Below are 25,165 nucleotides of genomic sequence, written 5' to 3'. Positions count from 1 at the left end.
CACCTGAAGATCAAAGCATTCTTCGGACGCAGTCCAAATGCCGTGCATATCCAAATTGTGACGGCCTTGATTTCATACTTGCTGGTCGCGTTGTACAAGCAGGCGCATGGCATCAACCACACGCTATGGCATTGCCTCAGCCTGATTACTGCCACTTTGTTCGAGCCTCCCGTGATCAACACGAAGCCTGCCCGAACGCGTCCAAAACAAGCTAGAACAGTGCCCTCGAAGCGGCCGGGGGCACTCTAGTGAAGAGGTATCGAATTATCTTGGACACCAGTGCGCCTGCGCGGGGATGACGTGCCTTGGGACGTGGCCGCGCGGCATTGCACCACTAGCCTCAAGACCGTCATCCCGGCGCGGGCCGCGATCCAATTCAGCAGAATACCGACAGCGCACAAACAGAAACGGCGGCCCGCGGGCCGCCGTTTTCAGAAGTACGGAAGACGCTTACTTCACGCCGTGCATCAGTTTCTGGATCAGCGGTGCGAGCAGGAACAGCAGCCCGCCGCCGATCAGAAGGATCCAGAAGCCCGAGGTGTAGCCGTCCAGTGCCGAGGCCACCGACATGCCCTGGTCGCCCGAGACGTGCGAGGCGAAGATGCCCGACAGATTGTTGCCGATACCGGTCGACAGGAACCAGCCGCCCATGCCCAGGCCCACCAGGCGGGTAGGAGCGAGCTTGGTGACCATCGACAGGCCGATCGGCGACAGACACAGTTCACCGATCGACTGGATCGTGTACACGGCCAGCAGGGTCCATGCCGGGATCTGGCCGACTGGGTCCAGCAGCTGCGACAGCGCGTACATCAGCAGGCCGAAAGCCAGGCCGTTGATGATGATGCCCAGGCCGAATTTGCGCGGGATCGACGGGTTGACGTTGCGCTTGCCCAGCATGACCCAGATCGCGGCGACGATCGGCGCGAAGATGATGATCGCGACGGCGTTCACCGACTGGAAGTAGGCCACCGGGATTGCCCAGCCGAAGAAGTCGCGGTTGACGATCTGGTCGGCCAGGAAGGTGAACGAGCTGCCGGCCTGCTCGAAGAAGCACCAGAACAGGATGTTGAAGAAGAAGATGATCATCATGGCGATGGTCTTGTCGCGCGCGACCTTGCCTTCGCGGACGCCTTCGACGATCAGCATCAGGGCCAGGATGACGAACATCACCGACAGCACGATCTGCAGGGTGGCCGCGCCCAGGCGCAGCAGCAGGTAGACCACCGGGATCACGACCAGCGCACCGACGATCACGCCGATCAGGCGCTTCGAGCTGGCCAGTTCGCCGACCGGGGCGCCGATGCCCTTGAGCTGCTTGCGGCCGATGAAGAACCAGACCAGCGCCAGCAGCATGCCGAAACCGGCAGCCGCGAACACGATCTTGTAGGCCGGGGTCGAGCCGTCGCCGAATTCCTGCGCCAGCAGGCCGGTCACGATCGGTGCGAAGAAGGCGCCGGCGTTGATGCCCATGTAGAAGATCGTGAAGCCCGAATCGCGGCGGGTGTCGTGCAGCGAATACAGCTGGCCGACCATGGCCGAGATGTTCGGCTTGAACATGCCGTTACCGACGATGATGGTCGCCAGGCCGAGCTTGAAGATATCTTCGTTCGGCAGCGTGATCATGAACAGGCCGGCCGCCATGAAGACGGCGCCGACCAGGATCGAGCGCTGGTAGCCGATGACGCGGTCGGCCACATAGCCGCCGAAGACGGCGCCGGCATACACCAGCGCGAGGTAGGAACCGTAAATCAGGTTGGCGTCGGCCTGGCCGACGGCATCGCCGCCGTGGAACTGGGAGACGATGTAGAGCACGAGGGCCCAACGGATGCCGTAGAAGGCGAAGCGCTCCCAGAACTCCGTCATGAACAGCATCCACAGTGGCGCCGGGTGGCCCATGATCTGTTTGAACTCTGGAATGGCCTTATTGCCAGGTGTAGCAGCTGCACCGCTCATGCGGGTCCTCCCGAAATAGTTATCTGAATAGACGTTTTTTTAATGGAGCGATCGGTTGCCCGAAAATTCCAACTGGCACGCATTTTAGTGTAAATCGGTCACCGCAAGCGAACTTTTTCGGGCTGTGGTATTGACGGTCGAAATTGGTGCGGAACCTGCCGCGATATGCCCTTGTGCGGTGCCCGCATATTGCCCTTATCGTGGGGGCAAAACCTTGCACTTTGGCGTATATTGGTAACCAGCCAGACCGTTTCATCGCCAGATAGGGAAAACAAAATCATGACCCATGAAGTAGTCGATATCCTCATTTCTCCGGAAGGCCGCCTCGAAGTCCTGTCGAAAGCAGAAGTCACCAAGCTCCTGGACACCAGCAAGGGCGGTTTGTACGATATTTTCCGCAAGTGCGCACTTGCTGTGCTCAATAGCGGCAGTTCGATCGACGATGGCAAGGAGCTGCTGGAACGCTACCGCAGTTTCGACATCAGCATCCTGCAGCGCGAACGCGGCATCAAGCTCGATATCCGCGGCGCCCCCGCCATCGCCTTCGTCGACGGCAAAATGATCCGCGGTATCCACGAGCACCTGTTTTCGGTGCTGCGCGATATCGTCTATGTCCATTTCGAAGTGACCGACAATCCGCGCTTCGATTTGAATCGCCCGGATGGCATCACCGACGCCGTCTTCCATATCCTGCGCAATGCGAACGTGCTGCAGCCGCAGCGCAGCCCGAACCTGGTGGTGTGCTGGGGCGGACACTCGATCAGCCGCATCGAATACAACTACACGAAAGAAGTCGGCTATGCGCTGGGCCTGCGCGAGCTCGATATCTGCACCGGCTGCGGTCCCGGCGCCATGAAAGGGCCGATGAAAGGCGCGGCGATCGGTCACTCCAAGCAGCGCATGAGCGGCGGGCGCTATCTCGGAATATCCGAGCCGGGCATTATCGCGGCCGAATCGCCCAACCCGATCGTGAATGACCTGGTGATCATGCCCGACATCGAGAAGCGCCTGGAAGCCTTCGTGCGCACCGGCCACGGGATCATAGTCTTCCCGGGCGGCGCGGGCACGGCCGAGGAGATCCTGTATATCCTCGGTATCCTGCTGCATCCGGAAAACGCCGAAACGCCTTTCCCGCTCATCTTCACGGGCCCGGCGACCTCGCGCGCGTATTTCGACCAGATCGACGAGTTCATCGGGCTGACCCTCGGCCCGGCGGCGCAGCGCCGCTACAAGATCATCATCGACGATCCGGCACTGGTGGCCAGGGAGATGTCCGCCGGGATTGCCGAAGTGCGGGGCCACCGCAAGGCGCACAGCGACGCCTATTACTTCAACTGGCGGCTCAAGATCGATCCGGAATTCCAGAAGCCGTTCCGCCCGACGCACGAGAACATGCGCAACCTGAAACTGCACCGCAACCAGGAAGCGCACGTGCTGGCGGCCAATCTGCGCCGCGCGTTCTCGGGCATCGTTGCCGGCAACGTGAAGGAAGAGGGCATCCGCGCGATCGAGCAGTTCGGCAAGTACGAGATCCAGGGCGAAAGCGCGATCATGGGGCCGATGGATGCGCTGCTGGCGTCCTTCGTGGAGCAGAGCCGCATGAAGTTGCCGGGGAAGGCGTATACGCCTTGCTATACGGTCGTTCAATAGTCGCTTGATATCAATCAGGACCATTGGCCGATCAGCACTAGGGTTACCCGTACTGCTGAAAACCAAAAGGCGGCCCTGCTTTCGCACGGCCGCCTTTTTTATTCAATTGAGCCGCGTCAGCGGCTCAACGCTCAGTCTTCCTTGCGCAAATGTGGGAACAGCAGTACGTCGCGGATGTTCGGCGAGTCGGTAATCAGCATCATCAAACGGTCGATGCCGATGCCGCAGCCGCCGGCCGGCGGCATGCCGTATTCCAGCGCGCGGATGTAGTCGGCGTCGAAGAACATCGCTTCCTCGTCGCCCGCATCTTTGGCGGCCACCTGCGCCAGGAAGCGTGCGGCCTGGTCTTCGGGATCGTTCAGCTCCGAGAAGCCGTTGGCGATCTCGCGGCCCACCATGAACAGTTCGAAGCGCTCGGTGATCCCTTCGCGCACGTCAGAGGCGCGTGCCAGCGGCGAGACTTCGACCGGATAGTCGATGATGAAGGTCGGCTCCCACAGCAGGGCTTCGGCGGTCTCTTCGAACAGCGACAGCTGGAGCGAACCCAGGCCCGCGGTGGCGAACGGCTTGACGCCGAATTTCTTCAGTTCCTGCTTGATGAACTCCGGGTCGTTCAGCTGCTCCGGGGTATAGCCAGGCGCGTACTTGTCGATCGCTTCGACGATGGTCAGGCGCTGGAAGGGCTTGGACAGGTCCAGCTCACGGCCGCCATAGGTCAAGACCGCGCTGCCGTTCGAATCGATCGCCGCCTGGCGGATCACCTGCTCGGTGAAGTTCATGATCCACTTGTAGTCGGTATAGGCCGCATAGAATTCCATCATCGTGAATTCCGGGTTGTGACGGACCGACACTCCTTCGTTGCGGAAGTTGCGGTTGACCTCGAACACGCGGTCAAAACCGCCCACCACCAGGCGCTTCAGGTAGAGCTCCGGCGCGATGCGCAGGTACATTTCCATGTCCAGCGCGTTGTGGTGGGTGACGAAAGGCTTGGCCGCGGCGCCGCCCGGGATCGGGTGCAGCATCGGGGTCTCGACTTCCATGAAGCCGTTTTCTTCCATGAAGCGGCGCATCGACGACATCGCGGCGGTACGCGCCTTGAAGGTGCGGCGCGTCTCTTCGTTCATGATCAGGTCGACGTAGCGCTGGCGGTACTTGGTCTCCTGGTCGGCCAGGCCGTGGAACTTGTCCGGCAGCGGACGCAGCGCCTTGGCGATCAGACGCAGCTTGGTGACCTTCACGGTCAGCTCGTCGACCTTGGTCTTGAACAGCGTGCCTTCGATGCCCAGGATGTCGCCCAGGTCATAGGTGCGCAGGGCGTCCATGGCGGCTTCGCCGGCGGAATCGAGGGTGACGTAGATCTGGATGCGGCCGGAAGCGGCCGGACCCGAGCTGTCTTGCAGGGTGGCGAAAGCGGCCTTCTTGCCCGCTTCGCGGCGCAGCATCATGCGGCCGGCCATCACCACGGGAATCGGTTCGGCTTCCAGCTCTTCGCGGGTCTTGCCTTCATAGCTGGCCACCAGGTCGGCAGCCTTGTGCTGGGGGACGAAGTCGTTCGGGAAGGCGATGCCCTGCTGGCGGATGGTGGCCAGCTTGGCACGGCGCTCGGCCATGATCTTGTTTTCATCAAACGCCGGTGATGGCGACTGGTCTTGGTTTTCCGTAGTCATGATGGAGTGGTCGTTCTTATTGGGTTATTCAGGTGAAAAGCAGCTCGGCCGGCAGTTCGGAGAAGTTGGCGGCGATGGCAATCACATTGTCGAATTCGGCGAAGCTGGAAGCGGGCAGGGTGGTGGTGAGCACCACGCAGCGCATGCCTGCGCGGCGCGCCGCTTCCACGCCCAGCGGCGCGTCTTCGAACACGATGCAGTCCTCGGGCGCGATGCCGCACAATTCGGCCGCCTTCAGGAACACGTCCGGATGCGGCTTGCCGCGGGCGACATCGGCCGCGCCGACGACCACGCCGAAGTGGCGGCGCAGGTCCAGGCCATCGAGGGTGAACTCGATGTTCGCTGGCGGCGCCGCGGTGGCCACGGCCAGCGCGATGCCCTCGGCCTGTGCGCGCGCGACGAGCACATCGAAGCCGCTTACCGTCTTGCGATGCGGGGCGTAGATCTCGCGGTAAACCGATTCCTTCTCGTGGTTGAGCACCGCGACCTCATCGTCGTCCAGGTGCTCGCCCAGGGTCGAGCGGATGATCTCCTTGCCCTGGCGGCCGGCGGTGGTGCGGAAGAATTCGTCCGCATCGATGCTTTGTCCGCGCCGCTCGAAGAAGGTGATCCAGGACTGCGTGTGGAAGTCCATGTTGTCGACGATGGTGCCGTCCATGTCGAAGACGAAGGCGCGCTTGGCTCGCATCACGCGCCGACGCCCTGCTTGAGCGACGCCGAGATGAAGTCGTCCAGGTCGCCGTCCAGCACGTTCTTGGTGTTGCCGGTCTCGAAACCGGTACGCAAGTCCTTGATGCGCGACTGGTCCAGCACGTAGGAACGGATCTGGTGGCCCCAGCCGACGTCGGTCTTGGAGTCTTCCAGCTTCTGCTGCTCGCTCATGCGGTTGCGCATCTCGAGCTCGAACAGCTTGGCGCGCAGCATGTCCCACGCTTCGGCCTTGTTGCGGTGTTGCGAGCGGTCGTTCTGGCACTGCACGACGATGCCCGATGGGCCGTGCGTCAGGCGCACCGCGGAATCGGTCTTGTTGATGTGCTGACCACCCGCGCCGGACGCGCGGTAGGTGTCGATGCGCACGTCGGCCGGGTTGATCTCGATCTCGATCGAATCGTCCACTTCCGGATACACGAACAGCGAGGTGAACGAAGTGTGGCGGCCGTTGGCCGAGTCGAATGGCGACTTGCGCACCAGGCGGTGCACGCCGGTTTCAGTGCGCAGGTGGCCATAGGCGTACTCGCCATCGACCTTGATGGTCGCGGTCTTGATGCCGGCGACTTCACCGTCGGATTGTTCCAGGATCTCGGCCTTGAAGCCCTTGCGTTCGCAATAGCGCAGGTACTGGCGCAGCAGCATCGAGGCCCAGTCCTGGGCTTCGGTGCCGCCGGCGCCGGCCTGGATGTCGATGAAGCAGTTCGCATGGTCCATCGGGTTGGAGAACATGCGGCGGAACTCCATCTGCTCGATGATCTTCCCGACGGCTTCGACGTCAGCGCTGACCGCCTCCATGGTGTCGTCGTCGCCTTCTTCGCGCGCCATGCCGAACAGGTCGGCAGCGTCCGCGAGATCGGCTTTCGCCTTCTCGAGCGTGTGCACGACGCCTTCCAGCGCCTTCTTTTCTTTACCGAGATCCAGGGCCCGCTTCTGGTCGTTCCAGACGGTCGGATCTTCGAGTTCTTCGTTGACCTGCTCTAGTTTCTCTGACTTCCGATCGAAGTCAAAGATACCTCCGAAGTTCGGCTTCACGACCGGTCAGGTCGTTAAGCAGGGCGGAAATGGCGTTGATGCGTTCAGCTTCCATGGTCTGGGCAATCCGGTAAGTAGGTTAAATCGAACCTTCGATTATACCCCAGGACGCTCCTGGAGCAGCAGCACGGCTAGCCCTGGTGCCGGCATTCCTTGCCCCATGGCCCGGCGCTGCCTTATCATCGCCCGGTTCTCTACCCCGGATCCGCCATGGCCACCTTCCTGCGTTATCAAACCTACATCGCGCTGCTGCCCGCGCTCATCAGCCTTCCTGCCTTGGCCGCCAAGAAGCCGGCAAGCGGCACGACCACGCTGCTCTCCGTGCTGGAAACCACCGACCTGCATGCCAACGTGGTCGGCTACGACTACTACAAGCTGGTGGCCGAGCCTTCGCATGGCCTGGATCGCACCGCGACGCTCATCCAGCAGGCGCGCAAGGAATTCGCCAATACCCTGCTGCTCGATAATGGCGACACGATCCAGGGTAATGCACTGGCCGATTACCAGGCCCTCGTGAAGCCGCTGGGCTGTGGCGAGACCCTGGGCATCTACAAGATCATGAACCGATTGAAATACGACGGTGCGGCGATCGGCAACCACGAATTCAACTACGGGCTGGGCTTCCTCAGCCAGGTGACGGGCAGCCGCTTCCAGGTCGCCGGCATCAAACAGAAAAAGCGCTGCGCCGGCCCGGCCTTCCCCATGGTGCTGGCCAACGTCTACAGCAGCAAGACGAAGAAGCCGCTGTTCAGCCCTTACACGATCATCGACAAGCAGGTCAGCGCATTTGATGCGAAGGGCAAGCCGGTCACCGCGACCGTACGGGTCGGGATCATCGGTTTCACGCCGCCGACCATCATGTCCTGGGATAAGCGCTGGCTCGAGGGCCGCGTTTACACCACCGGCGTGCGCGAGGCGGCGCGGAAATACCTTCCCCAGATGCGCAAGAAGGGCGCGGATCTCGTCATCGCCATCTCCCACGGTGGCCTGGATAACGGCCCGTACACGCCGGCGATGGAAAACGCCAGTTGGCACCTGGCGCGGGTCGCAGGCATCGATGCCATGCTGCTGGGACATTCGCACCAGCTGTTCCCCAACAGTACCAGCAACGTCCCGCAATTCAACCTGCCCGGCGTGGACAAGGCCAGGGGAACAGTGCACGGCGTGCCGACGGTGATGGCTAACCTGTGGGGCAAGCACCTGGGCGTGATCCAGCTGCAGCTCAGGCATGACGGCAAGCGCTGGATGGTGGACAAGGACAAAACGGTCGTCGAAACGCGCGCCGCGCAAACGGGCGGCAAGACCTTCGTCGATGCCGATCCCGCCGTGATGGCCCTTGTGAAGGAAGAGCACGAGGCGACCATCCGCTACGTAAAGACGCCGGTGGGCTCGACCGATTTCCGCATGTCGAGCTATTTCGCCGACGTGGGTGACGTCTCGGCCATTGAGGTAGTCAACCAGGCGCAGGCCGCTTACGTGGCGGACTACGTCGCAGCCAACCTGCCGCAGTACAAGGGCCTGCCGGTGCTGTCGGTATCGGCGCCGTTTAAAAGCGGCGTGGCCGGGCCGGCGGACTACACGGACGTGAAGCCGGGCGACCTCGCGCTGAACAATGCGGCCGACCTCTATTTGTACCCGAACGCGCTGTATGCGGTGAAGGTCAACGGCGCCCAGCTCAAGGCATGGCTGGAAAAGTCTGCCCAGCGTTTCAATACGATCGATCCGTCGAAGCCTGAAGCGCAGCCGCTCGTCAATGCGGCGGTGCCGGGCTATAACTTCGACACGATGACTTCGCTTGAGGTGTCCTACGAGATCGACGTGACCAGCGCGCCGGGCGACCGGATTCGCAACCTGTCCTGGCGCGGCAAGCCGGTGGCGCCCGGGCAGGCGTTCCTGGTCGCGACCAATAACTACCGGGCCAGCGGCGGTGGCAACTTCCCGGCCCTGGACGGCAGCCTCACCGTCATCGCTTCGCCCGACAACAACCGCGACATCCTGATTGCTTACGTGAAGAAGGCGAAGCAGCTGACGCGCCAGGCAAACGGAACAGCGCGCAGCTGGCGTTTTGTGCAAGTAAAGACGGCAGGGCCGGTGGTGTTTTCTTCGGCCCCCGGCATGATCGGCCTGGCGCATGAGGCGGGCCTGCACAACGTCACGCAGTTGGCGGCGGACGACGGACGCGGCAAGGGTGCGGCGCTGTACGCGGTGGACCTGTCGAAATGAAGCGGGGTTTGATTGCGGCGCTGGCTGCCCTGGTGCTGGCCCAGCCCGTGATGGCGCAGCATGGTGACGAAGGCGATATCGCTTTCCGGCGGGCCCTGGCCTACCGCAGCGGCGATCCTGCACTGGCCGCGCACTGGCTGGGCGTGGCGGCGGCGCGCGGGATGCCGGAAGCGATGTTCGTGCTGGCGAACATGCTGCTGGACGGACAGGGCGTGCCGCGCGACGAAGCAGCGGCGCGGCGCTGGCTGGAGGCCGCGGCGGAGCTGGATTATCCGGAGGCGTGGCAGCAGCTGGCCTTGTTGGAGCCCGATCCGCAAAAGTCGGCCCGGTTGATGCGCAGGGCCGCGCATGCGTTGACGCATCGGGGTGAGGGGAAGCGTTAGCGGTTAGCGTTCAGCCTGGATTCCCCGCCTTCGCGGGAACCCAATTTGCTTGAGCAGCGACGAACGAACTTAATGCAGCGACCCCTTCTCCACCTGCACCAGCACAAACGGACTCACCACAGACGCCCACAGCGTCGCATCCGATTCGGTCCATGACAGCGCCTGCTGGTCGCTGACCCGGGCCAGCGTCCCTGCCGCCATCCACTTCGCAATGCTGTCCCTGTCGTCGTGCGCAATGCGCAGCGCCACGTCGATCAGGTCCAGCTCCGCGCTTACGTAGATCACCGACCCGCTCGCGAAATGGCGATCCAGCTCGCTCCATTTGACGCGGCCGGTTTCGCGGTTGATCTTGTCGTGCAGTTCGGTGTCTTTTTCTGGATTCGTCTTCATACGTTTTACGTCTTCAAATAATGTCGACCGCCGGTTGCGGCGAACCCGCCCATGTTAACCGATAGGTCTGCGCCTTGCGCACGTTCCCCACCAGTGCGGGACGAAAGCAGGCAAGGTTGATTCCGCCCGGATGGCGCACGCTCGGATAGATGATGCCCATCGAGCCCGCCTCCAGCAGCTCGCCGGCCAGGGCCTGCGAAGCGATATAGCTGCCCGGGTCGAGGCAGGCTGTATGCGCCTCCACGCCGCGCAAGTCGTGGAAGGCGGCGCTGAAATCCGCCAGCAGCGACTGGTAGGTGACGCTGTCGTCGAAGCGGTTGATTTCCTGGTATTCGACGGTCTTGTGGAAGATGACTTCGCACAGCGCCGTCTCGGCCGCGAAGGCGCAATACCATGCGCCGCGCTCGCCGTCGTTGAAGCGGCTGCCTTCCGGGCGGGCATAGGTGTAGGCCGCGTTGATGATGCGGAAGTTCGGCACGCCGAACACCAGTTCGTCCATACCGATGCCGGGCAGCAGGCCGGACTCGCCGCGCAGGCGCTCGTTGGTGGCGTTGTCGAGGTCGAACAGGTCGCGCAGGATGTCATGGTTCTCGGCCAGCGGCGCGAGGACGGAATCCTCGACGTCGGCGAAGCGCGACGGGATCAGGCGGCAAGTATCGATCTGGCGCAGCTGGGTAAGTTTATGCAGCACCGGCAAGATCAGAGGCCTCCGCGGCGCGCGTCCAGCAATTTGCGCACGGTCTGCATGGCGATCAGGCCGCCCCCCAGCATATAGGCGAGCGGCGTGCGGCCGGCGAAGACGGGATTGGTGTTCGGGAGATGGATCCATTCGTCGGCGAGCTTGTCGCCGTAGAGGATGTGCAGGGCCTTGTAGATGCCGAGCAGGTAAGACACGCGGGTAATGCGGTCGACTTCGAGCACCCGGTCGGGATGCTTCTTCCAGTCGTAATACGAGGACGACGAGAGGCCGCCAAGCAGCTCGCGCGCATCGTCGTCGCGCACGCCCCAGGCGGCTGCCAGCTTGAAAAAACCTTTTAATGCGGAGCTGGAAAGCCGCTCGCGCTCGCTGCGCGAATTCAGGTCGACCAGCACCGCCGTCTCAAACCGGCTCTTCGGGTAGCAGTAGGCTAGGCTCATGGAATCCTCCGTATTTGGACTCTTTATACTCCGATTCCGTAATCATTGCAACTATGAGTTGTAATGAGTGGACACCCATGACAGAATTATTAATCTTGCAAATTAGAAAGGCTTAGGAAAGGATCAACCAATGCGCCTGCGTTTGCTTTCTGTTGTTTCTGTATGCCTGATGCTGCTTGCCGCCACGGCTGCCGGCGCGCGCGAATCGAATGGCGACCTGAAAAAACAGGTCATGGATGCGGAACGCGCTTTCGCCTCCACCATGAAAACCCGCGATATCGACGGCTTTGCGCGTTTCCTGGCCGATGAGGCGATTTTCATGTCGGCCCAGGGCAAGCTGCGCGGCAAGGGCGCGATCGTCAAGGGCTGGCGCCAGTTCTATGCCGGGGCGCAGGCCCCGTTCTCGTGGGAGCCGGAAGAAGTCGAGGTGGTGGAATCGGGCACGCTGGCGTATAGCGGCGGGCCGGTATTCGATGCCGCCGGCAAGCGCATCGGGCGCTTCAATTCGATCTGGCGTTTGAAAGCGCCGGGACAATGGGAAGTGGTATTCGACCGCGGCTCGGATTTCGGTTTGCCGCCACCAAAGAAATGATGAACGGCGGGCCGGCGCCCGCCATCCGAATTCATGCGGATTCGGCGTGCTCGACCAGCAGCTGTACTTTCGTGACGCCGTTATATTCGTTCGCGTCCAGCCTGAACGCCACCCGCGCCCGGTCCGCCAGGCTGGCGGTATGCCCGAACCAGATCGCATCGTAACGCCGGCCGTTCTTTTCCAGCAGCAGTTTCAGGTGCCGCTCTTTCAATATGCGCTGGCTGACCACGCGGAATTCGTCGCAGAATACCGGCGGCGCAAAGCCCTGGCCCCAGACCTGCCCATCCATCAGCTCGATGAACTGGGTCGAGTAATACTCATCCTCGAGCGGCCCGTCGGTCTCGACGATGCGCTCGAGCTGCGCCGCGGTCAGCCAGGCATTGCCGACCGCTTCGAAGGCCTGCGAAAAGGTGTCGAAATGGTCGGCCCGGATGGTCAGGCCCGCTGCCATCGCATGCCCGCCGAACTTGTCGATCAGGCCCGGTACGCGCTTGGACACCAGGTCGAGCGCGTCGCGCAGGTGGAAGCCCGGGATCGAGCGGCCCGAGCCCTTGATCCAGCCATCCATGCCCGGTGCGAAGGTAATCGTCGGCCGGAAGAATTTTTCTTTGAGGCGCGAGGCGACGATGCCGATCACGCCCTGGTGCCAGCCCTGGTCGAACACGCTGATCGTGCTGCTGCTGGCCGGCTCGAAGCTGTCCAGGTGCAGCAGGGCGGTGTCCTGCATGTCCGCTTCGATCTCGCGGCGCTTGAGGTTGATGTCGTTGAGCTGCTGGGCGATGGCCCAGGCGCGGCCCGGGTCGTCGGTGACCAGGCATTCGATCCCGAGCGACATGTCTTCCAGCCGGCCGGCGGCATTCAGGCGCGGGCCGAGCGCGAAGCCCAGATCGAAAGGCGAGGCGCAGCGCGCTTCGCGGCCCGCCACCCGGAACAGCGCGGCCACGCCGGCATGCATGCGGCCCGCGCGCATGCGCTTGATGCCCTGCGCGACCAGGATGCGGTTGTTGGCGTCCAGCCGCACCACGTCGGCCACGGTGCCCAGGGCCACCAGGTCGAGCAGGCTGTCGAGCTTGGGCTGGGTCCGGGCGTCGAACACGCCGCGCCGGCGCATTTCGGCGCGCAGCGCCAGCAGCACGTAGAACACCACGCCCACGCCGGCCAGGTGCTTGCTCGGGAAGCCGCACTCGGGCTGGTTCGGGTTGACGATCACGCGCGCCGGCGGCAGGGCGTCGCCCGGCAGGTGGTGGTCGGTGACAACCACCTCGATGCCGCGCCGGTTGGCTTCCAATACGCCGTCGATGCTGGCAATGCCGTTGTCGACCGTGATGATGATGTCCGGCGCTTTTTCACGCGCCGTGAGTTCGACGATCTCCGGGGTCAGGCCGTAGCCGTACTCGAAGCGATTCGGCACGATGTAGTCGACGGTCGCGCCCATCATGCGCAGGCCGCGCAGGGCGACCGCGCAGGCCGTGGCGCCGTCGCAGTCGTAGTCGGCGACGATGGTCATGCGTTTGCCGGCCGCGATGGCGTCGGCCAGGAAGACGGCTGCGGCATCGATCTGCATCAGCGCGCCGGGCGGCACGAGGGCCGCCAGTTCGCTGGAGAGCTCGCGGGCATCGACCAGGCCGCGCGAGGCATAGATGCGCGCCAGGACCGGGTGCACGCCGCCCTGGCGCAGCATCTCGGAGGTGCGGAAGGGGCAGGGGCGGGTGGTGATGCGGGTCATGGTGCCGGTGTTCGTGCTTTTTTCAGTGCTTGCAGGGTTCAAATCAGTCGATCCAGGGTCGGCCGGCGCCAGAACTTGCGTTGGGCCATGGCGGTGGTAGTGAATTCGGCAAGGGCGTCGCGGTGGCTCAATACCAGGTCCAGGCGCTTGACGCGGCCCTGCACCAGCGCCGCATGCAGGGGGGTGAACAGCTTGTCTTCCAGCTGCTGGACCTGCTGCAGCCAGATGCCCCAGTCGGCGGCGATCGCGGCGTCGGCCAGGCTGCCGACGTAGAGCAGGCCGTCCTGGGCCAGGGCGCCTTCGATGTCGTCCAGCGAGTCGGTCTTGCGGTTCGAAAGCGCACGGATCCAGCCCGGCGCATTGACGCTGGTGACCTGCCCGGCCAGCGGCGTGCCGGCGGCGGCAGCGCCCCACAGCCAGAAGGCGTTCACGGCCGGCAGGCGCTTCGCCTCGCGCGCGGCATTCACCGGATGGGTGTACCAGGCCATCTGCACTTCGTTCTGCAGCTTGCGGTAGGCCAGCGCGCGCGGCCCGCGCGGCACGAAGTCGGTCAGGTCCATGCCCACCACGGTGTCCGGCGTGGCCGTGTCGATATGCGCCCAGTCGTCGGCGCGCAGGAACCAGGTCTGGGCGTCGCCATAGCGCAGGGGCCGGCCGATTTCCTCGCACAGGGGCTGCGCCGCTTCGAACAGGGCGCGGCCTTCTCCTTCGCTCAAGCCGAGGTGGCGCAGGTCGGCCATCATCGAGTGGCTGCGCGCGATTTGCACGTGGGCCGGGTTGACGATGAACCAGGTACCGTCGCCGGGATCGATCCCGAAGCCGCACATGGCGGCGGCGGCGAAGGCCGGCTGCCCGTCCTGGGCCAGGCCAAGGATGCGCGCCAGCCACTGCTCGTGCGGCAAGGCGCGTGCGGTATCCACCGCCGCGCTGCGTTGATACGCATTGGTGCGGGTGAGCAGGGAGGCCAGCATCGGGGCCTGCAGGGCTCGTACCAGATCGGGCGCGAATTCGGGAAGCGGGAGCAGGTGGGGCAGGACAAGCGTTATGTGGGACATGCCGCCATTTTAAGGCAAATACTCCTATCGCGACGGTCATGCACCGGCCCGGTGCGGCCGAGCTGGAGCCCGAGCGCACGTTTTTGCGACAGGAAGCGCCGATGTCTGGCAAACTGTCGGGTTGGCAAACCAACAACCGGATTTCATGAGCATCACCCACAAGCTGCCCTACGAGTGGCAGGTCGGCCTGCGCTACACCCGCGCGGGCAAGCGCAGCGGGCGCAACAGCTTCATTTCCTTCATTTCGATGGCCTCGGTTGCCGGCATCGCGCTGGGCGCGGCCGCCCTGATCATCGTGCTGTCGGTGATGAACGGCTTCCAGAAGGAAGTGACGGCCCGGATGCTGTCGGTGCTGGCCCATGTGGAAGTATTCGACGCCAGCGGTTCGATGCCGAACTGGCGTGCATCGAGCCAGGAAGCCCTGCGCAACCCGGAAGTGCGCGCCGCCGCGCCTTTCGTCGAGACCCAGGCCATGCTGCTCAGCGACGGCGTGATGAAGCCGGTGCTGCTGCGCGGGGTCGATCCGGCGCAGGAAACGACTGTGTCGGACGTCGCCAAGCACATGCGCGAAGGCCGCTTCGACGTCATCGCCCCGGGCTCCTACAACATCATCATCGGCCGCGCGCTGGCGCAATCGCTCGACGTGCGCGTGGGCGACCGCATCACGCTGCTCATGGCCTCAAGCGGCGGCGGCGTGCCCGGCCAGGCCGCGGGCACCATGCCGCGCACGCGCCCGCTCACCGTGGCCGGGATCTTCGAGGCCGGCCATTTCGAGTTCGACTCGACGCTCGCTTTCGCCAACATCCAGGATGCGCAGGAGCTTGCCGCCGTGTCCGCCCCGGGCGGCCTGCGCCTGCGCCTGGCCGACATGCAGCGCGCGCCCCAGGTCGCCAGCCAGCTCCAGGCCAGCATGACGGGCGAATTGTTCATCCGCGACTGGTCGAAGGTCAATGCGATGTGGTTCGCCGCCGTCGAGTCGCAAAAGCGCATGATGTTCATCATCCTGACCATGATCGTGGCAGTGGCAGCCTTCAACCTGGTCTCGACCCTGGTGATGACGGTGCGCGACAAGCAGTCCGACATCGCCATCCTGCGCACCCTGGGCGCCTCGCCGCCCTCGATCATGACCATCTTCATGGTGCAGGGCACGCTGGTGGGCGTGCTCGGCGCGCTGATGGGCGTGGGGCTGGGTGTGCTGGTGGCACTGAATATCGACGTCATCGTGCCCTTCATCGAACGCAGCTTCAAGGTGCAGTTCCTGTCGCAGGAGGTCTACCTGATCAGCGAGATCCCGTCCGAGCTGCGCTGGGGCGACGTCGGCTGGATCGGCGGCGTGGCCGTGCTGCTGGCCTTCCTGGCCACGCTCTACCCGAGCTGGTCGGCTTCGCGCACCAAACCGGCGGAGGCGCTGCGCTATGAATAAGCCGGTGCCGAACCCTGTCCTGAACGAAGCTTGTATGGCACACTGCGGCCTTGAAAAACAAGGCTATACAGCATGAGCATCACCCAGAACCTGCCCTATGAATGGCTGGTCGGCCTGCGCTACACGCGCGCCGGCAAGGGAAGTAGCCGCAACAGCTTCATTTCCTTCATCTCCCTGATTTCCGTGTCCGGCATCGCGCTGGGCGTTGCCGCCCTGATCATCGTGCTGTCGGTGATGAACGGCTTCCAGAAAGAGGTCACCGACCGCATGCTGTCGGTGCTGGCGCACATCGAGGTGTTCGACAACCGCGGCAGCATGCCGGACTGGCGCGAAGCGGCACAGGCAGCCGCCCGCAACCCGGCCGTGCGCGGCGCCGCGCCTTTCGTCGAGACCCAGGGCATGCTGGTGGGCGAAGGCGTGATGCGTCCCTCGGTCATCCGCGGCATCCTGCCCGGCCAGGAAGCGCAGGTTTCGGATATCGGCAAACAGATCAAGGCCGGCAGCCTCGATGCCTTGAAGCCCGGCTCGTTCAACATCGTGCTGGGCTATGCGCTGGCGCGTGCGCTGAACGTGGGCATCGGCGACAAGGTGACCATGCTGCTGGCCAAAGGCCAGGTGACGCCGGCCGGCCTGCTGCCGCGCAGCCGCAGCTTTACCGTCGCCGGTATCTTCGAGGCCGGCCATTTCGAATTCGATGCGGCCCTCTCTTTCGTGCACATCGAGGATGCCGAGCGCATGGAGCGGCTGGATGCGCCGATGGGCCTGCGCCTGCGGGTCGAGGACATGCACGAGGCGCCGATCGTGGCCGGTGAGCTGAAGAAGAGCATGCCGGGCGACCTGGAAATGCGCGACTGGTCCAGGCTCAATGCCAACTGGTTCGCTGCCGTACAGACCGAAAAGAAGATGATGTTCATCATCCTCACCCTGATCATCGCGGTGGCCGCCTTCAACCTGGTGTCGACGCTGGTGATGACGGTGACCGACAAGCAGGCCGACATCGCGATCCTGCGCACCCTGGGCGCCTCGCCGCGCTCGATTCAAAAGATCTTCATGGTGCAGGGCGCGCTGGTGGGCATCCTCGGCACCTTGCTGGGCGTCGGCGGGGGCGTGCTGGTGGCCCTGAACATCGATACCATCGTCCCGTTTATTGAACATTTGTTGGGAGTGCAGTTCTTGTCGAAAGATATCTACCTGATCAGCGCCGTGCCGTCCGAGCTGCGCTGGCCGGACGTGGCCAGAATTGGCGGCGTCTCGGTGCTGCTGGCGTTTGTGGCGACCATTTACCCGAGCTGGTCGGCTTCGCGTGTGAAACCGGCGGAGGCGCTGCGTTATGAGTAATCCATCGAACAACGCTCCGGTGCTATCCTGCCGCGGCTTGGGCAAGACCTTCAAGCAGGGCGACTACACCGTCAAGGTGCTGGACGGGATCGACTTCGAGATCCACCGCGGCGAGCGGGTCGCCATCGTCGGCGCCTCGGGCTCGGGAAAATCGACGCTGCTGCACCTGCTGGGCGGCCTGGACACCCCATCGACCGGCGCCGTCACGCTGCTGGGCGAGGACTTCGCCACCCTGTCCGAAACCCGCCGCGGCGACCTGCGCAACTCGTCGCTGGGCTTCGTCTACCAGTTCCACCACCTGCTGCCGGAATTCTCGGCGCTGGACAATGTCATGATGCCGCTGATGATCCGCCGCGAAGCGCGCGAGACTGCGCTGCAGAAGGCCGAGACGATCCTGGGCCGCGTGAACCTTGGCAAGCGGGTCGTGCACCGGCCGGGCGAGCTCTCCGGAGGCGAGCGCCAGCGCGTGGCCCTGGCGCGCGCCCTGGTGACCCAGCCGGCCTGCGTGCTGGCCGACGAGCCCACCGGTAACCTCGACCACAGCACCGCCCAGACCATTTTCGATTTGATGCTGGAGCTGTCGCGCACCCTCGGCACGGCCTTTGTCATCGTCACCCACGACATGGAACTGGCGCGCCGCTGCGACCGCGTGCTGCGCCTGACCGAACACGGGCTGCAGCCGGCCGAGACCTGAACCATGTGGATCGACACCCATTGCCACCTCGACGCCCACGAATTCGGCGCGCAGTCACTGAACGTGGCGGCGCAAGCGGCAGGCGCAGGGGTATCGGTGATCGTGGCGATGGCGGTCGAAAGGGGTAATTTCGGCGCCGTCGCGGATCTCGCATCCAGGGCCCCGAACGTCAGCTATGCGCTGGGCATACACCCGATCTGCGTGCCCCAGGCGCAGGACGAAGACCTGGACGTGTTGCGCGCCGCCGTGGAAGCGGCGCTGGGCGACCCGGGTTTTGTCGGCATCGGCGAAATCGGCCTGGATTACTTCATCCCGCTGCTGTGCGAACCGGCCATGCGCGAGAAGCAGGAGCGCTTCTTCCGCGCGCAGTTGCGCATCGCCCGCGACTTCGAGCTGCCCGTGATGACCCACGTGCGGCGCTCGCAGGACCAGGTGCTCAAGCACCTGCGCCAGATCCGCCCACCTGGCGGGATCGCCCACGCCTTCAACGGCAGCTTCCAGCAGGCGCAGACCTTCATCGACCTGGGTCTGCACCTGGGCTTCGGCGGCGCCATGACTTTTACCCGCGCGCTCCAGATCCGCCGCCTGGCCACGGAGCTGCCCCTGGGATCCATCGTGCTGGAGACGGATTCGCCGGACATGGCGCCGAGCTGGATTCACCCGGGCCGGAATACCCCCGACCAGCTGCCGCGCATCGGCACCGCCCTGGCCGAACTGCGCGGGATCGGCGAAGCCGAGCTGCGCGAGGCCGTGCACCGCAATTCCCTCGCCGCGATCCCGCGGCTCGCATCCTTCCCGGGACTGTCGCCCGGCTGACCGCTTCCCGACCGTCTCCCCGCCGGGAAGTTCGTTTTTCTTGATGACGGGCCGCAATGCCCGGCTCTTCCGTTCTGCCAATATGCACTCTTCGCTGCGACGGCAGCCACGAGAACAGGGAGACGGACTTGGACAGTGCGAGCGAATTCCTGCGGATGCTGAGGCACGAGAAATCGCTGACGAGCGCCCATCGGCCCATCCGGCTGCGGCTCGGCCACGCCGACCACCTCTCCGACGAATTGCTGCTGCCCCAGCGCGTGCAGGGCCACGAATCCATCTGCGGCGGATTCGAATATGTCATTACCTGCGTCGCCGAAACGCCACGCATCCCGCTCAAGGAACTCATTGCGCTTCCCGCCGAACTGCAGCTGGTGACCGACCGCGGCCAGCTGCGCAGCATCTGCGGCATCGTGGCCGAGGCGCGCGCCGGCGACCATGACGGCGGCCTGGCCGTCTACCAGCTGGTCATGCGCGATGCGCTGGCGGTCATGGAAAAGCGCGTCAACAGCCGGGTATTCCGCTATCAGAACGAGCTCGAGATCGTGCAGGTCCTGTTCGACGAGTGGCGCCAATCGAACAGCGTCATGGCCAGCGCCTTCGACTACGAACTCGATCCCCTGTTCGACATGCGCCAGTTCCCGCCGCGCGAACAGACCATGCAGTACAACGAGTCCGACGCGTCGTTCGTGCGGCGCCTGCTCAAGCGGCGCGGCATCGGCTGGACCTTCCGCCCGGGGCGCGCGCGCGCCGGCGCGGCAGAGCAGGAATCCGACGACACCCCCGTCCACACCCTGGTGATGTTCTCAGACGGCGCCTCGCTGCCGCGCAGCGCCGCGGGCAGCGTGCGCTACCACCGCATGGATGCCACGGAAGAACGCGACACTATCGTGTCCTGGTGCGCCGCCCGCCGGCTGCAGCCGGGCAGCATCACCCGCCACAGCTGGGACTATCGCAACCCCGCAGGCACCCAGTTCATGACCGCCACCGCGCGCGGCATGGCCGACCAGGGCCGCAGCGGCAATGCGCTGGCCGCCACGCTCGACGACTACCTGGTCGAAATCCCGCACGCCGGCAACGACGTCGAAGACCACTGGCGCCTCGGCCAGGTGCGCATGAACCGCCACGAATTCGACACCAAGTGCTTCCACGGCGAAGGCAGCGTGCGCGACCTGGGCGCCGGCGAGTACTTCACCCTCCTTGGGCACCCCGAGATCGACACCCACCCGGAAGCCGAGCGCGACTTCGTCGTCACGGCGGTGTGGATGGAAGCCGAGAACAACCTGCCGGCCGACCTCTCGGTCCGGGTGCGCCGCCTGATGGGGCCCTACAGCCCGGACCGCGCCATGCTGGCCCCGAACGAGCACCCGGTGGCCGGCGACGGCGTGCGCGTGCGGATGCGCTTCGACGCCGTGCGCCGCGGCATCCCGCTGGCGCCGGCCTTCGATCCGCGGCTCGACCTGCCGCACCCGGAGCTGCAAAGCGCCATCGTTACCGGTCCCCCGGGGGAGGAAGTGCATTGCGATTCGCTGGGGCGGGTCAAGATCCGTTTTCCCGGCATGCGCGCGGCCGACCACAAGCATGCGCATGGGGCGGGGGTGTCCGATACGCCGGCCGATTCGGCCTGGGTGCGGGTGTCGTCGAGCTGGGCCGGCAATGGTCCCGGGAGCCGCCAGCAATGCGGCGCGCTCGGCCTGCCACGCGTGGGCACCGAAGTCCTGGTGGCCTTCATGGGCGGCGACCCGGACCGGCCCGTCATCCTGTCGCAGTTATTCAACCAGCGCGCACAACCGCCGGCGCTGGGCGGCGAGGGCGAGCTGCCCGGCAACCGCTACCTGTCGGGCCTGCGCAGCCGCGAGGTCGGCGCCGGCCGTGCCGGGCAACTCATGTTCGACGATACCCCCGCCGAGATCGGCGTCCAGCTGGCAAGCGAGCACGGCGCCTCCAGCCTGAACCTCGGCTGGCTGGCCCAGCCGCGCACGAATGGCAAGGCCGGGGCGCGCGGCGAGGGCGCCGAGCTGCGCAGCGACGAGGCCGTCGCGCTGCGCGGCGGAAAAGGCGTGTTGATCAGCGCCGGCGGCAAGGACAACGAGGGTGCCGGGCAACTGGAGCGCGAGGGCCTGGTCGGCATTGGTGAACTCATGCAGGGCGTGCTCGACGAGCTGGGTCGGCTGGCGAGCGAGCACGGCGAAGACGAGCAGGCCAAGCCCCGGCTGGCCGAACTGAACAATAAACTGCGCCGCTGGCACGCCGGCTCCAACCTGGCCCCCGGCGGCACCGACGGCGGCGCGCCGCTGGTCGCGGCAACCGGCCCGGCCGGCATCATCCTCGGTAGCGAAGACAGCATCGCCCTCGGCGCCCAGCAAAAGATCGACGTTGTATCGGCCGGCGATGCCGAGGTGGCCGCCGGCCGCAGCCTGTTCCTCCGGGCCTCGCGCGCCATGAGCCTGTTCGCCCACGAACTGGGCCTGCGCCTGATCGCAGGACGCGGCAACGTGGTGGTCCAGACCCACCGCGGCGACATCGAGATCAAGTCGGCCGGTCGCATCAGCCTGGTCGCAGCCGGCGGCATCGAGCTGGAAGCCCCCAGCGTCAAGATCGTGTCGCAAGGCGCCCAGACTAACTGGGACGCCGGCACCATTACCCACCAGTCGAACAACCGCCACGTGGTCAAGGCCGCGACGATCGAGCATGTGGTCGGCGGCGGGGGCGCACCGGTCGGGCTGGCGCTGCCGACCACCGAGCTCGAAACCGACGAGCGCATCATCGTGCTCGACCGCCAGACCGGCATGCCCGCCAAGGGCCGGCGCTACATCGCGCGCCACGAAGACGGCACCACCATCGAAGGCGTAACCGACGACGAAGGGCGCACCGATGTGCTTCACACCTATGCGATGGGCGACATCGAGGTGCGCCTGCTGCCGGACGACGACCTGGATCTTCCCGGTACAGGCCAGGCATGAGCGAGCCGACTCGCCCCATCCACCAGCCGAGAGTCGAAGCCGATGGCAGCCTGGTGGCACATACGGTTGCGACGCCGACCTCCTTCAAGGTGCGCGCACGCGTGACGGTTGGGTCGCGCAAGGTGATTCCGGTGATTTTTGTGCCGGGCATGATGGGTTCGAATCTGCGCGCCCGCCGGGACCTGAAACCCGCTCCCAACAACGCGCTGCAACCCGGCGAACCTGCATGGCGCCCGCCTGGCGGGGCGCTGGATGGATATCGCGAAGCCAGGAAATGGTCCGACCGCGATCCACTGCAACGGCAACGTATTCTCGATGCTGCAATTCTCGAGGTCGATGATGGCGGTGATCTCGCCTATCCGGCTTGCGCCCTCGACGATTCAGTCATGCGTGAACGCGGATGGGGAGAAATCCATGCGGCATCCTACGGGAGCCTTCTCAGCGGATTGCAGCGCCATCTCGACAAAACGTACTGGCGGTCTCCTCAGGGAGTATATGAAGTAAGGCCATCCTGGCGCCAGGTCATGCAGTATGATCCGAAGCGCTGGGGCGTACGCAATATTGCCCGGGTCACCGAACCGGAGCTGAAAAAGTACGCTGAGTATCAGTACCCCGTCTACGCCTTCGGCTATAACTGGCTGGACTCATGCGAACTTTCCGCCATGGCCCTGCGTCGGCGTATCAACAAGATCAAGAAGTTTTGGACTGATCGCAAGCACGATTGTCGGCAGGTGATATTGGTAACCCATTCAATGGGAGGGCTGGTGGCGCGCGCATGCGCCAGGCAAAGTCCGCCGGGGGATGGAAGCGCACCGGATATCGCCGGCATCGTTCACGGCGTCATGCCGGCATTAGGCGCCCCAGTCGCCTATCGCCGAATTGCATGCGGTACCGAAGGAGGGAATTTCTCCAACCGACTCACCGACAATGTCAGGGCAGCGAAGTTTGCCGAGATCGTGGGTGATACGAGTGCCGAAACGACGCCGGTAATGGCCCTCTCGAGTGGCGTTCTGCAGTTACTGCCAAACCATCTTTACCCGAAACCGTGGTTGACGATTAAGACAGTGCGAACGGTGAACAAAAATGACGAAGTGCGCGACCTGATAGAGCTGCCCGTCGGTAACCCGTATGACTTCTACCGTGACATGCAGTCGTGGTACCGCATGATCGATCCCGCACTTGCCGACCCCGCTGGAAAGTATGCCAAATCGAAGAATGGGGTCCGGCAAGCAATCCTCAAAAGCATCGATGCGGCAGAACGCTTTCACACGCAAATTCTGACGGTGGGCGGCAGTAATAAGGAAATCGGCAAACCATATTACCACCCGAATACCTATACATTTCACGGCACCGATCGTTCGCTCAAGACGTATGGCCAGATTCGATGGGTCGCACGGGAGTCTCGCAATAATCCGATTGCCTTGACGAAAGGCAATGTGAATTCGGGAAAGCTGATTGCTCTCGGAGAGGACGGGTCGCGCGAAGTCGAGATCGACCAAGGCCTGCGTCTGCGCTTCAAGGTCTGGCCGCAGGATGCCCACGGCGATGAAACGGTTCCAGTGCAGTCGGGCGCGGGACCCGAATCGCATGTGCGCCAGGTTTTTTCCGCGGGTGGATTCCGCCATCAGGAGAGCTTCGAGCATGCAGACATGCTCGTCCTGACACGTCATCTCATTGTCAAGATTGTGCAGGATGTGCAATGAAGTGGCCAGGCAGGCGGAGAGCACGATGGACAGCAGGACTTCTGGCGTTGGCGATGACGGTTGTATCCGTGCTCGCAAGTTCCGTGCAAGCGGTACAAGACAGGCAAAAGGTAGCGCAAATGACGAAGAAGATGAAAACAGTGTGCGTAGGGCGGTTTCTGATCGATCTCCCGGCCGAAGCACAGGTGAGTATTGGGCGCGGCTTTGTCGGGGGTTACGACATTTCGAGTACGGCTGACGAAACAGACGAAGAGTTTGCAGCTCGTCTGCGCCATACCGAGACCAAGCTGAAGGAGCAGCAAGGTGAAGATGGCCGTCCCAGCCTGGAATCCGTGAAGCAGCTTGCCATCGGCAATGCGCAAGGAAAAATATTCGTCTATAACCGCCAGCGCACCAAGGTTCCGGAAGGTGACCGCATGACGATGAGCGAGACGGTCAGTGCTCGCAGCATGTTGCGGCTCCCAGGAGTAAGCATCACTGCCAATGTCGACTGGATCGATCCCGACCAGGTGGGCGATCTGGCGCGTCTCTTAGCCCAAGTCGCCCCGATCGAGGCCGAGCAGGTGCCGCGCCAGCCCGGATTTTGTTTTGACCGTGCCATCGTGCTGGACCCTTACGAACATCTGGGTACCGAGAGCCTGGTACTTTTCGCAGGATTGCCGGGTCATGCGGACGTCAACATCGTTTTTTCGTCAATGTCTCGCATGGCTTCGGCGCCCGGGCTATTGGAGCGTAATGCAAAGGCGGCTGAAAGAGAGCCGATCTATATGCGGCTTGCATTCACGACCTTACGAGAAGCCGAGCGTGCGATCAATGGCCTGGAAGGCCAGGAGCTTGTGCTGCGCGTGCGTGAACCGAACCTCACGACCGGATATTCATTTCAATGGGAGATGCCTGGCAAGCGCAAGGACATCTATGCGCCCCTCCTGACGCTGGAGCTTGACTCGGGTACGAATCCCGTTAGCGGCGGCAAGCCGGTACAGTCGACGCTATCGGAAGAAGCACTGTTCGCATTGTGGGAACGCATCGCCAGCAGTATCCGACCGAGACCGACTGAAGATGCCCAGGCTGCGGCGCCAAAAGCGGTCGTGACCGCGCTGGGTACGACCGCGTTCTCGGGCGAAGCTTGTCCACACACCGGATGGTGGCAATGCTGCGACGGCGGAAGCGGCGTGGATGTCCTTGGCGGACAACGCCAGTATCTTCGGGCCGGACAGCATATGCCACAAGCGCTGTTGCTGCCACCCCAAACGCTCTGGGAACGATTGCGCGGCGTGCGGCCCAGTTATGAAAGCGGCAGTCGAACCATGTGGAAGCTGGCCGATAAACGCAGCTCCGCGCGATTGCAACCGTCCCCAATACTGGCACACGCAATGGCTGGGTCGGAAAACGGGAGTGTGCCTGCCGGCGTCGTGCCATATGGCTTGTCCCAGGCGCCAATCGGCAGCGTTGCGAAAACGGGCACGACCTGTCCTGCATCCGGTTGGTGGCGTTGCGAGGACAGTCATGCGCTGGATGGGACAAGATGGTTCGCCGCGGGAAGTTCGCTTCCGCCCGCCACATTCCGGGCGCCGGTGCCGGTGAAAGGATCTTCCCATCCTGAACACATCCATCGGCGCAGCGCCTGGCAACTGGTACGACACGAACAGAACGGCGACGAAGGCGCATACCGCGCAGACGACACGGCGGCGCGCAACGCATAGCGCAGTTAT

Annotated in this window: 20 protein-coding genes and 1 pseudogene; 12 read left to right on the top strand and 9 right to left on the bottom strand. The window is 64.0% G+C overall.

Going from position 1 to position 25,165, the window contains the following annotated elements; translation table 11 throughout:
- Positions 1–249: pseudogene (locus AC56K1_RS16555) on the top strand (hypothetical protein); the annotation flags it as partial.
- 201 nt (positions 250–450) lie between these two features.
- Here AC56K1_RS16555 and AC56K1_RS16550 read toward each other — a convergent pair.
- Positions 451–1,953, bottom strand: coding sequence for a peptide MFS transporter (locus AC56K1_RS16550; protein WP_497158888.1), 1,503 nt, complete (start codon positions 1,951–1,953; stop codon positions 451–453).
- A 279-nt stretch (positions 1,954–2,232) separates the two neighbouring features.
- Here AC56K1_RS16550 and ppnN point away from each other — a divergent pair, with 279 nt between their 5' ends.
- On the top strand, positions 2,233–3,603 hold the full coding sequence (gene ppnN / locus AC56K1_RS16545; protein WP_497158887.1) for a nucleotide 5'-monophosphate nucleosidase PpnN: 1,371 nt from the start codon (positions 2,233–2,235) through the stop codon (positions 3,601–3,603).
- Positions 3,604–3,734: 131 nt separating this feature from the next.
- On the opposite strand, the gene lysS is transcribed toward ppnN, so the two are convergent.
- The 3 genes from lysS to prfB form a co-directional block, all read right to left on the bottom strand.
- On the bottom strand, positions 3,735–5,270 hold the full coding sequence (lysS, locus tag AC56K1_RS16540) for a lysine--tRNA ligase (protein ID WP_497158886.1): 1,536 nt from the start codon (positions 5,268–5,270) through the stop codon (positions 3,735–3,737).
- A gap of 28 nt (positions 5,271–5,298) precedes the next feature.
- Positions 5,299–5,958 carry an HAD family hydrolase gene (locus AC56K1_RS16535; protein WP_497158893.1) on the bottom strand — a complete coding sequence of 220 codons (660 nt, stop codon included), beginning with the start codon at positions 5,956–5,958 and terminating at the stop codon, positions 5,299–5,301.
- Positions 5,958–7,068, bottom strand: a protein-coding gene (gene prfB, locus AC56K1_RS16530; RefSeq protein ID WP_497158885.1) for a peptide chain release factor 2 whose coding sequence is annotated in 2 segments (ribosomal slippage) — positions 5,958–6,986 and positions 6,988–7,068 — 1,110 coding nt in all. Because the reading frame shifts where the segments join, the coding sequence is not laid out codon by codon here. Before prfB ends, AC56K1_RS16535 begins: the two co-directional genes overlap by 1 nt.
- A gap of 155 nt (positions 7,069–7,223) precedes the next feature.
- Between prfB and AC56K1_RS16525 the strand changes: the two genes are divergently transcribed.
- Both AC56K1_RS16525 and AC56K1_RS16520 read left to right on the top strand, forming a co-directional pair.
- Positions 7,224–9,236 carry a bifunctional 2',3'-cyclic-nucleotide 2'-phosphodiesterase/3'-nucleotidase gene (locus AC56K1_RS16525; RefSeq protein WP_497158884.1) on the top strand — a complete coding sequence of 671 codons (2,013 nt, stop codon included), beginning with the start codon at positions 7,224–7,226 and terminating at the stop codon, positions 9,234–9,236.
- Complete coding sequence (locus tag AC56K1_RS16520; RefSeq protein ID WP_497158883.1) at positions 9,233–9,619, top strand: tetratricopeptide repeat protein; 387 nt, start codon at positions 9,233–9,235, stop codon at positions 9,617–9,619. Before AC56K1_RS16525 ends, AC56K1_RS16520 begins: the two co-directional genes overlap by 4 nt.
- A 69-nt stretch (positions 9,620–9,688) precedes the next feature.
- Here the strand turns inward: AC56K1_RS16520 and AC56K1_RS16515 are convergent, their stop codons facing one another.
- The 3 genes from AC56K1_RS16515 to AC56K1_RS16505 are packed head-to-tail and all read right to left on the bottom strand — an operon-like array spanning position 9,689 to position 11,146.
- Complete coding sequence (locus AC56K1_RS16515) at positions 9,689–10,009, bottom strand: DUF2288 domain-containing protein (protein ID WP_497158882.1); 321 nt, start codon at positions 10,007–10,009, stop codon at positions 9,689–9,691.
- Between the two features lie 13 nt (positions 10,010–10,022).
- Complete coding sequence (locus tag AC56K1_RS16510) at positions 10,023–10,706, bottom strand: RES family NAD+ phosphorylase (RefSeq protein WP_497158881.1); 684 nt, start codon at positions 10,704–10,706, stop codon at positions 10,023–10,025.
- 2 nt (positions 10,707–10,708) lie between these two features.
- Complete coding sequence (locus AC56K1_RS16505; RefSeq protein WP_497158880.1) at positions 10,709–11,146, bottom strand: MbcA/ParS/Xre antitoxin family protein; 438 nt, start codon at positions 11,144–11,146, stop codon at positions 10,709–10,711.
- A 130-nt stretch (positions 11,147–11,276) separates the two neighbouring features.
- On the opposite strand from AC56K1_RS16505, the gene AC56K1_RS16500 reads away from it, so the two are divergent.
- The gene (locus AC56K1_RS16500) at positions 11,277–11,738 is read left to right on the top strand and encodes a YybH family protein (protein ID WP_497158879.1); all 462 of its coding nucleotides are present in this window, start codon (positions 11,277–11,279) and stop codon (positions 11,736–11,738) included.
- 31 nt (positions 11,739–11,769) lie between these two features.
- Here the strand turns inward: AC56K1_RS16500 and recJ are convergent, their stop codons facing one another.
- Complete coding sequence (gene recJ / locus AC56K1_RS16495; protein WP_497158878.1) at positions 11,770–13,464, bottom strand: single-stranded-DNA-specific exonuclease RecJ; 1,695 nt, start codon at positions 13,462–13,464, stop codon at positions 11,770–11,772.
- Between the two features lie 38 nt (positions 13,465–13,502).
- Positions 13,503–14,519, bottom strand: coding sequence for a hypothetical protein (locus AC56K1_RS16490; RefSeq protein WP_497158877.1), 1,017 nt, complete (start codon positions 14,517–14,519; stop codon positions 13,503–13,505).
- A gap of 145 nt (positions 14,520–14,664) precedes the next feature.
- On the opposite strand from AC56K1_RS16490, the gene AC56K1_RS16485 reads away from it, so the two are divergent.
- The 7 genes from AC56K1_RS16485 to AC56K1_RS16455 all read left to right on the top strand — a co-directional run bounded on the left by AC56K1_RS16485 (position 14,665) and on the right by AC56K1_RS16455 (position 25,156).
- Positions 14,665–15,942, top strand: a complete 1,278-nt coding sequence (locus tag AC56K1_RS16485) for a lipoprotein-releasing ABC transporter permease subunit (protein WP_497158876.1) — start codon at positions 14,665–14,667, stop codon at positions 15,940–15,942.
- A 72-nt stretch (positions 15,943–16,014) separates the two neighbouring features.
- Positions 16,015–17,280 carry a lipoprotein-releasing ABC transporter permease subunit gene (locus AC56K1_RS16480; protein WP_497158875.1) on the top strand — a complete coding sequence of 422 codons (1,266 nt, stop codon included), beginning with the start codon at positions 16,015–16,017 and terminating at the stop codon, positions 17,278–17,280.
- Positions 17,273–17,974, top strand: a complete 702-nt coding sequence (gene lolD / locus AC56K1_RS16475) for a lipoprotein-releasing ABC transporter ATP-binding protein LolD (protein WP_497158874.1) — start codon at positions 17,273–17,275, stop codon at positions 17,972–17,974. Before AC56K1_RS16480 ends, lolD begins: the two co-directional genes overlap by 8 nt.
- Before the next feature lie 3 nt (positions 17,975–17,977).
- Entirely contained in the window at positions 17,978–18,790 is an 813-nt protein-coding gene (locus tag AC56K1_RS16470) for a TatD family hydrolase (protein WP_497158873.1), read from the top strand.
- Positions 18,791–18,918: 128 nt separating this feature from the next.
- A complete protein-coding gene (locus AC56K1_RS16465; protein ID WP_497158872.1) occupies positions 18,919–21,750 on the top strand; it encodes a type VI secretion system Vgr family protein in 2,832 nt (943 codons plus the stop codon).
- The gene (locus AC56K1_RS16460; protein WP_497158871.1) at positions 21,747–23,453 is read left to right on the top strand and encodes an esterase/lipase family protein; all 1,707 of its coding nucleotides are present in this window, start codon (positions 21,747–21,749) and stop codon (positions 23,451–23,453) included. The genes AC56K1_RS16465 and AC56K1_RS16460 overlap by 4 nt, the downstream gene beginning before the upstream one ends.
- A 119-nt stretch (positions 23,454–23,572) precedes the next feature.
- Positions 23,573–25,156: a T6SS immunity protein Tli4 family protein gene (locus tag AC56K1_RS16455; RefSeq protein WP_497158870.1), complete on the top strand. Its 1,584-nt coding sequence runs from the start codon at positions 23,573–23,575 to the stop codon at positions 25,154–25,156.
- Positions 25,157–25,165 lie beyond the last annotated feature (9 nt).

The sequence above is a fragment of the Telluria sp. ZB4P37 genome (assembly GCF_059685855.1).
This window is presented reverse-complemented; position numbering and strand designations above follow the sequence as displayed.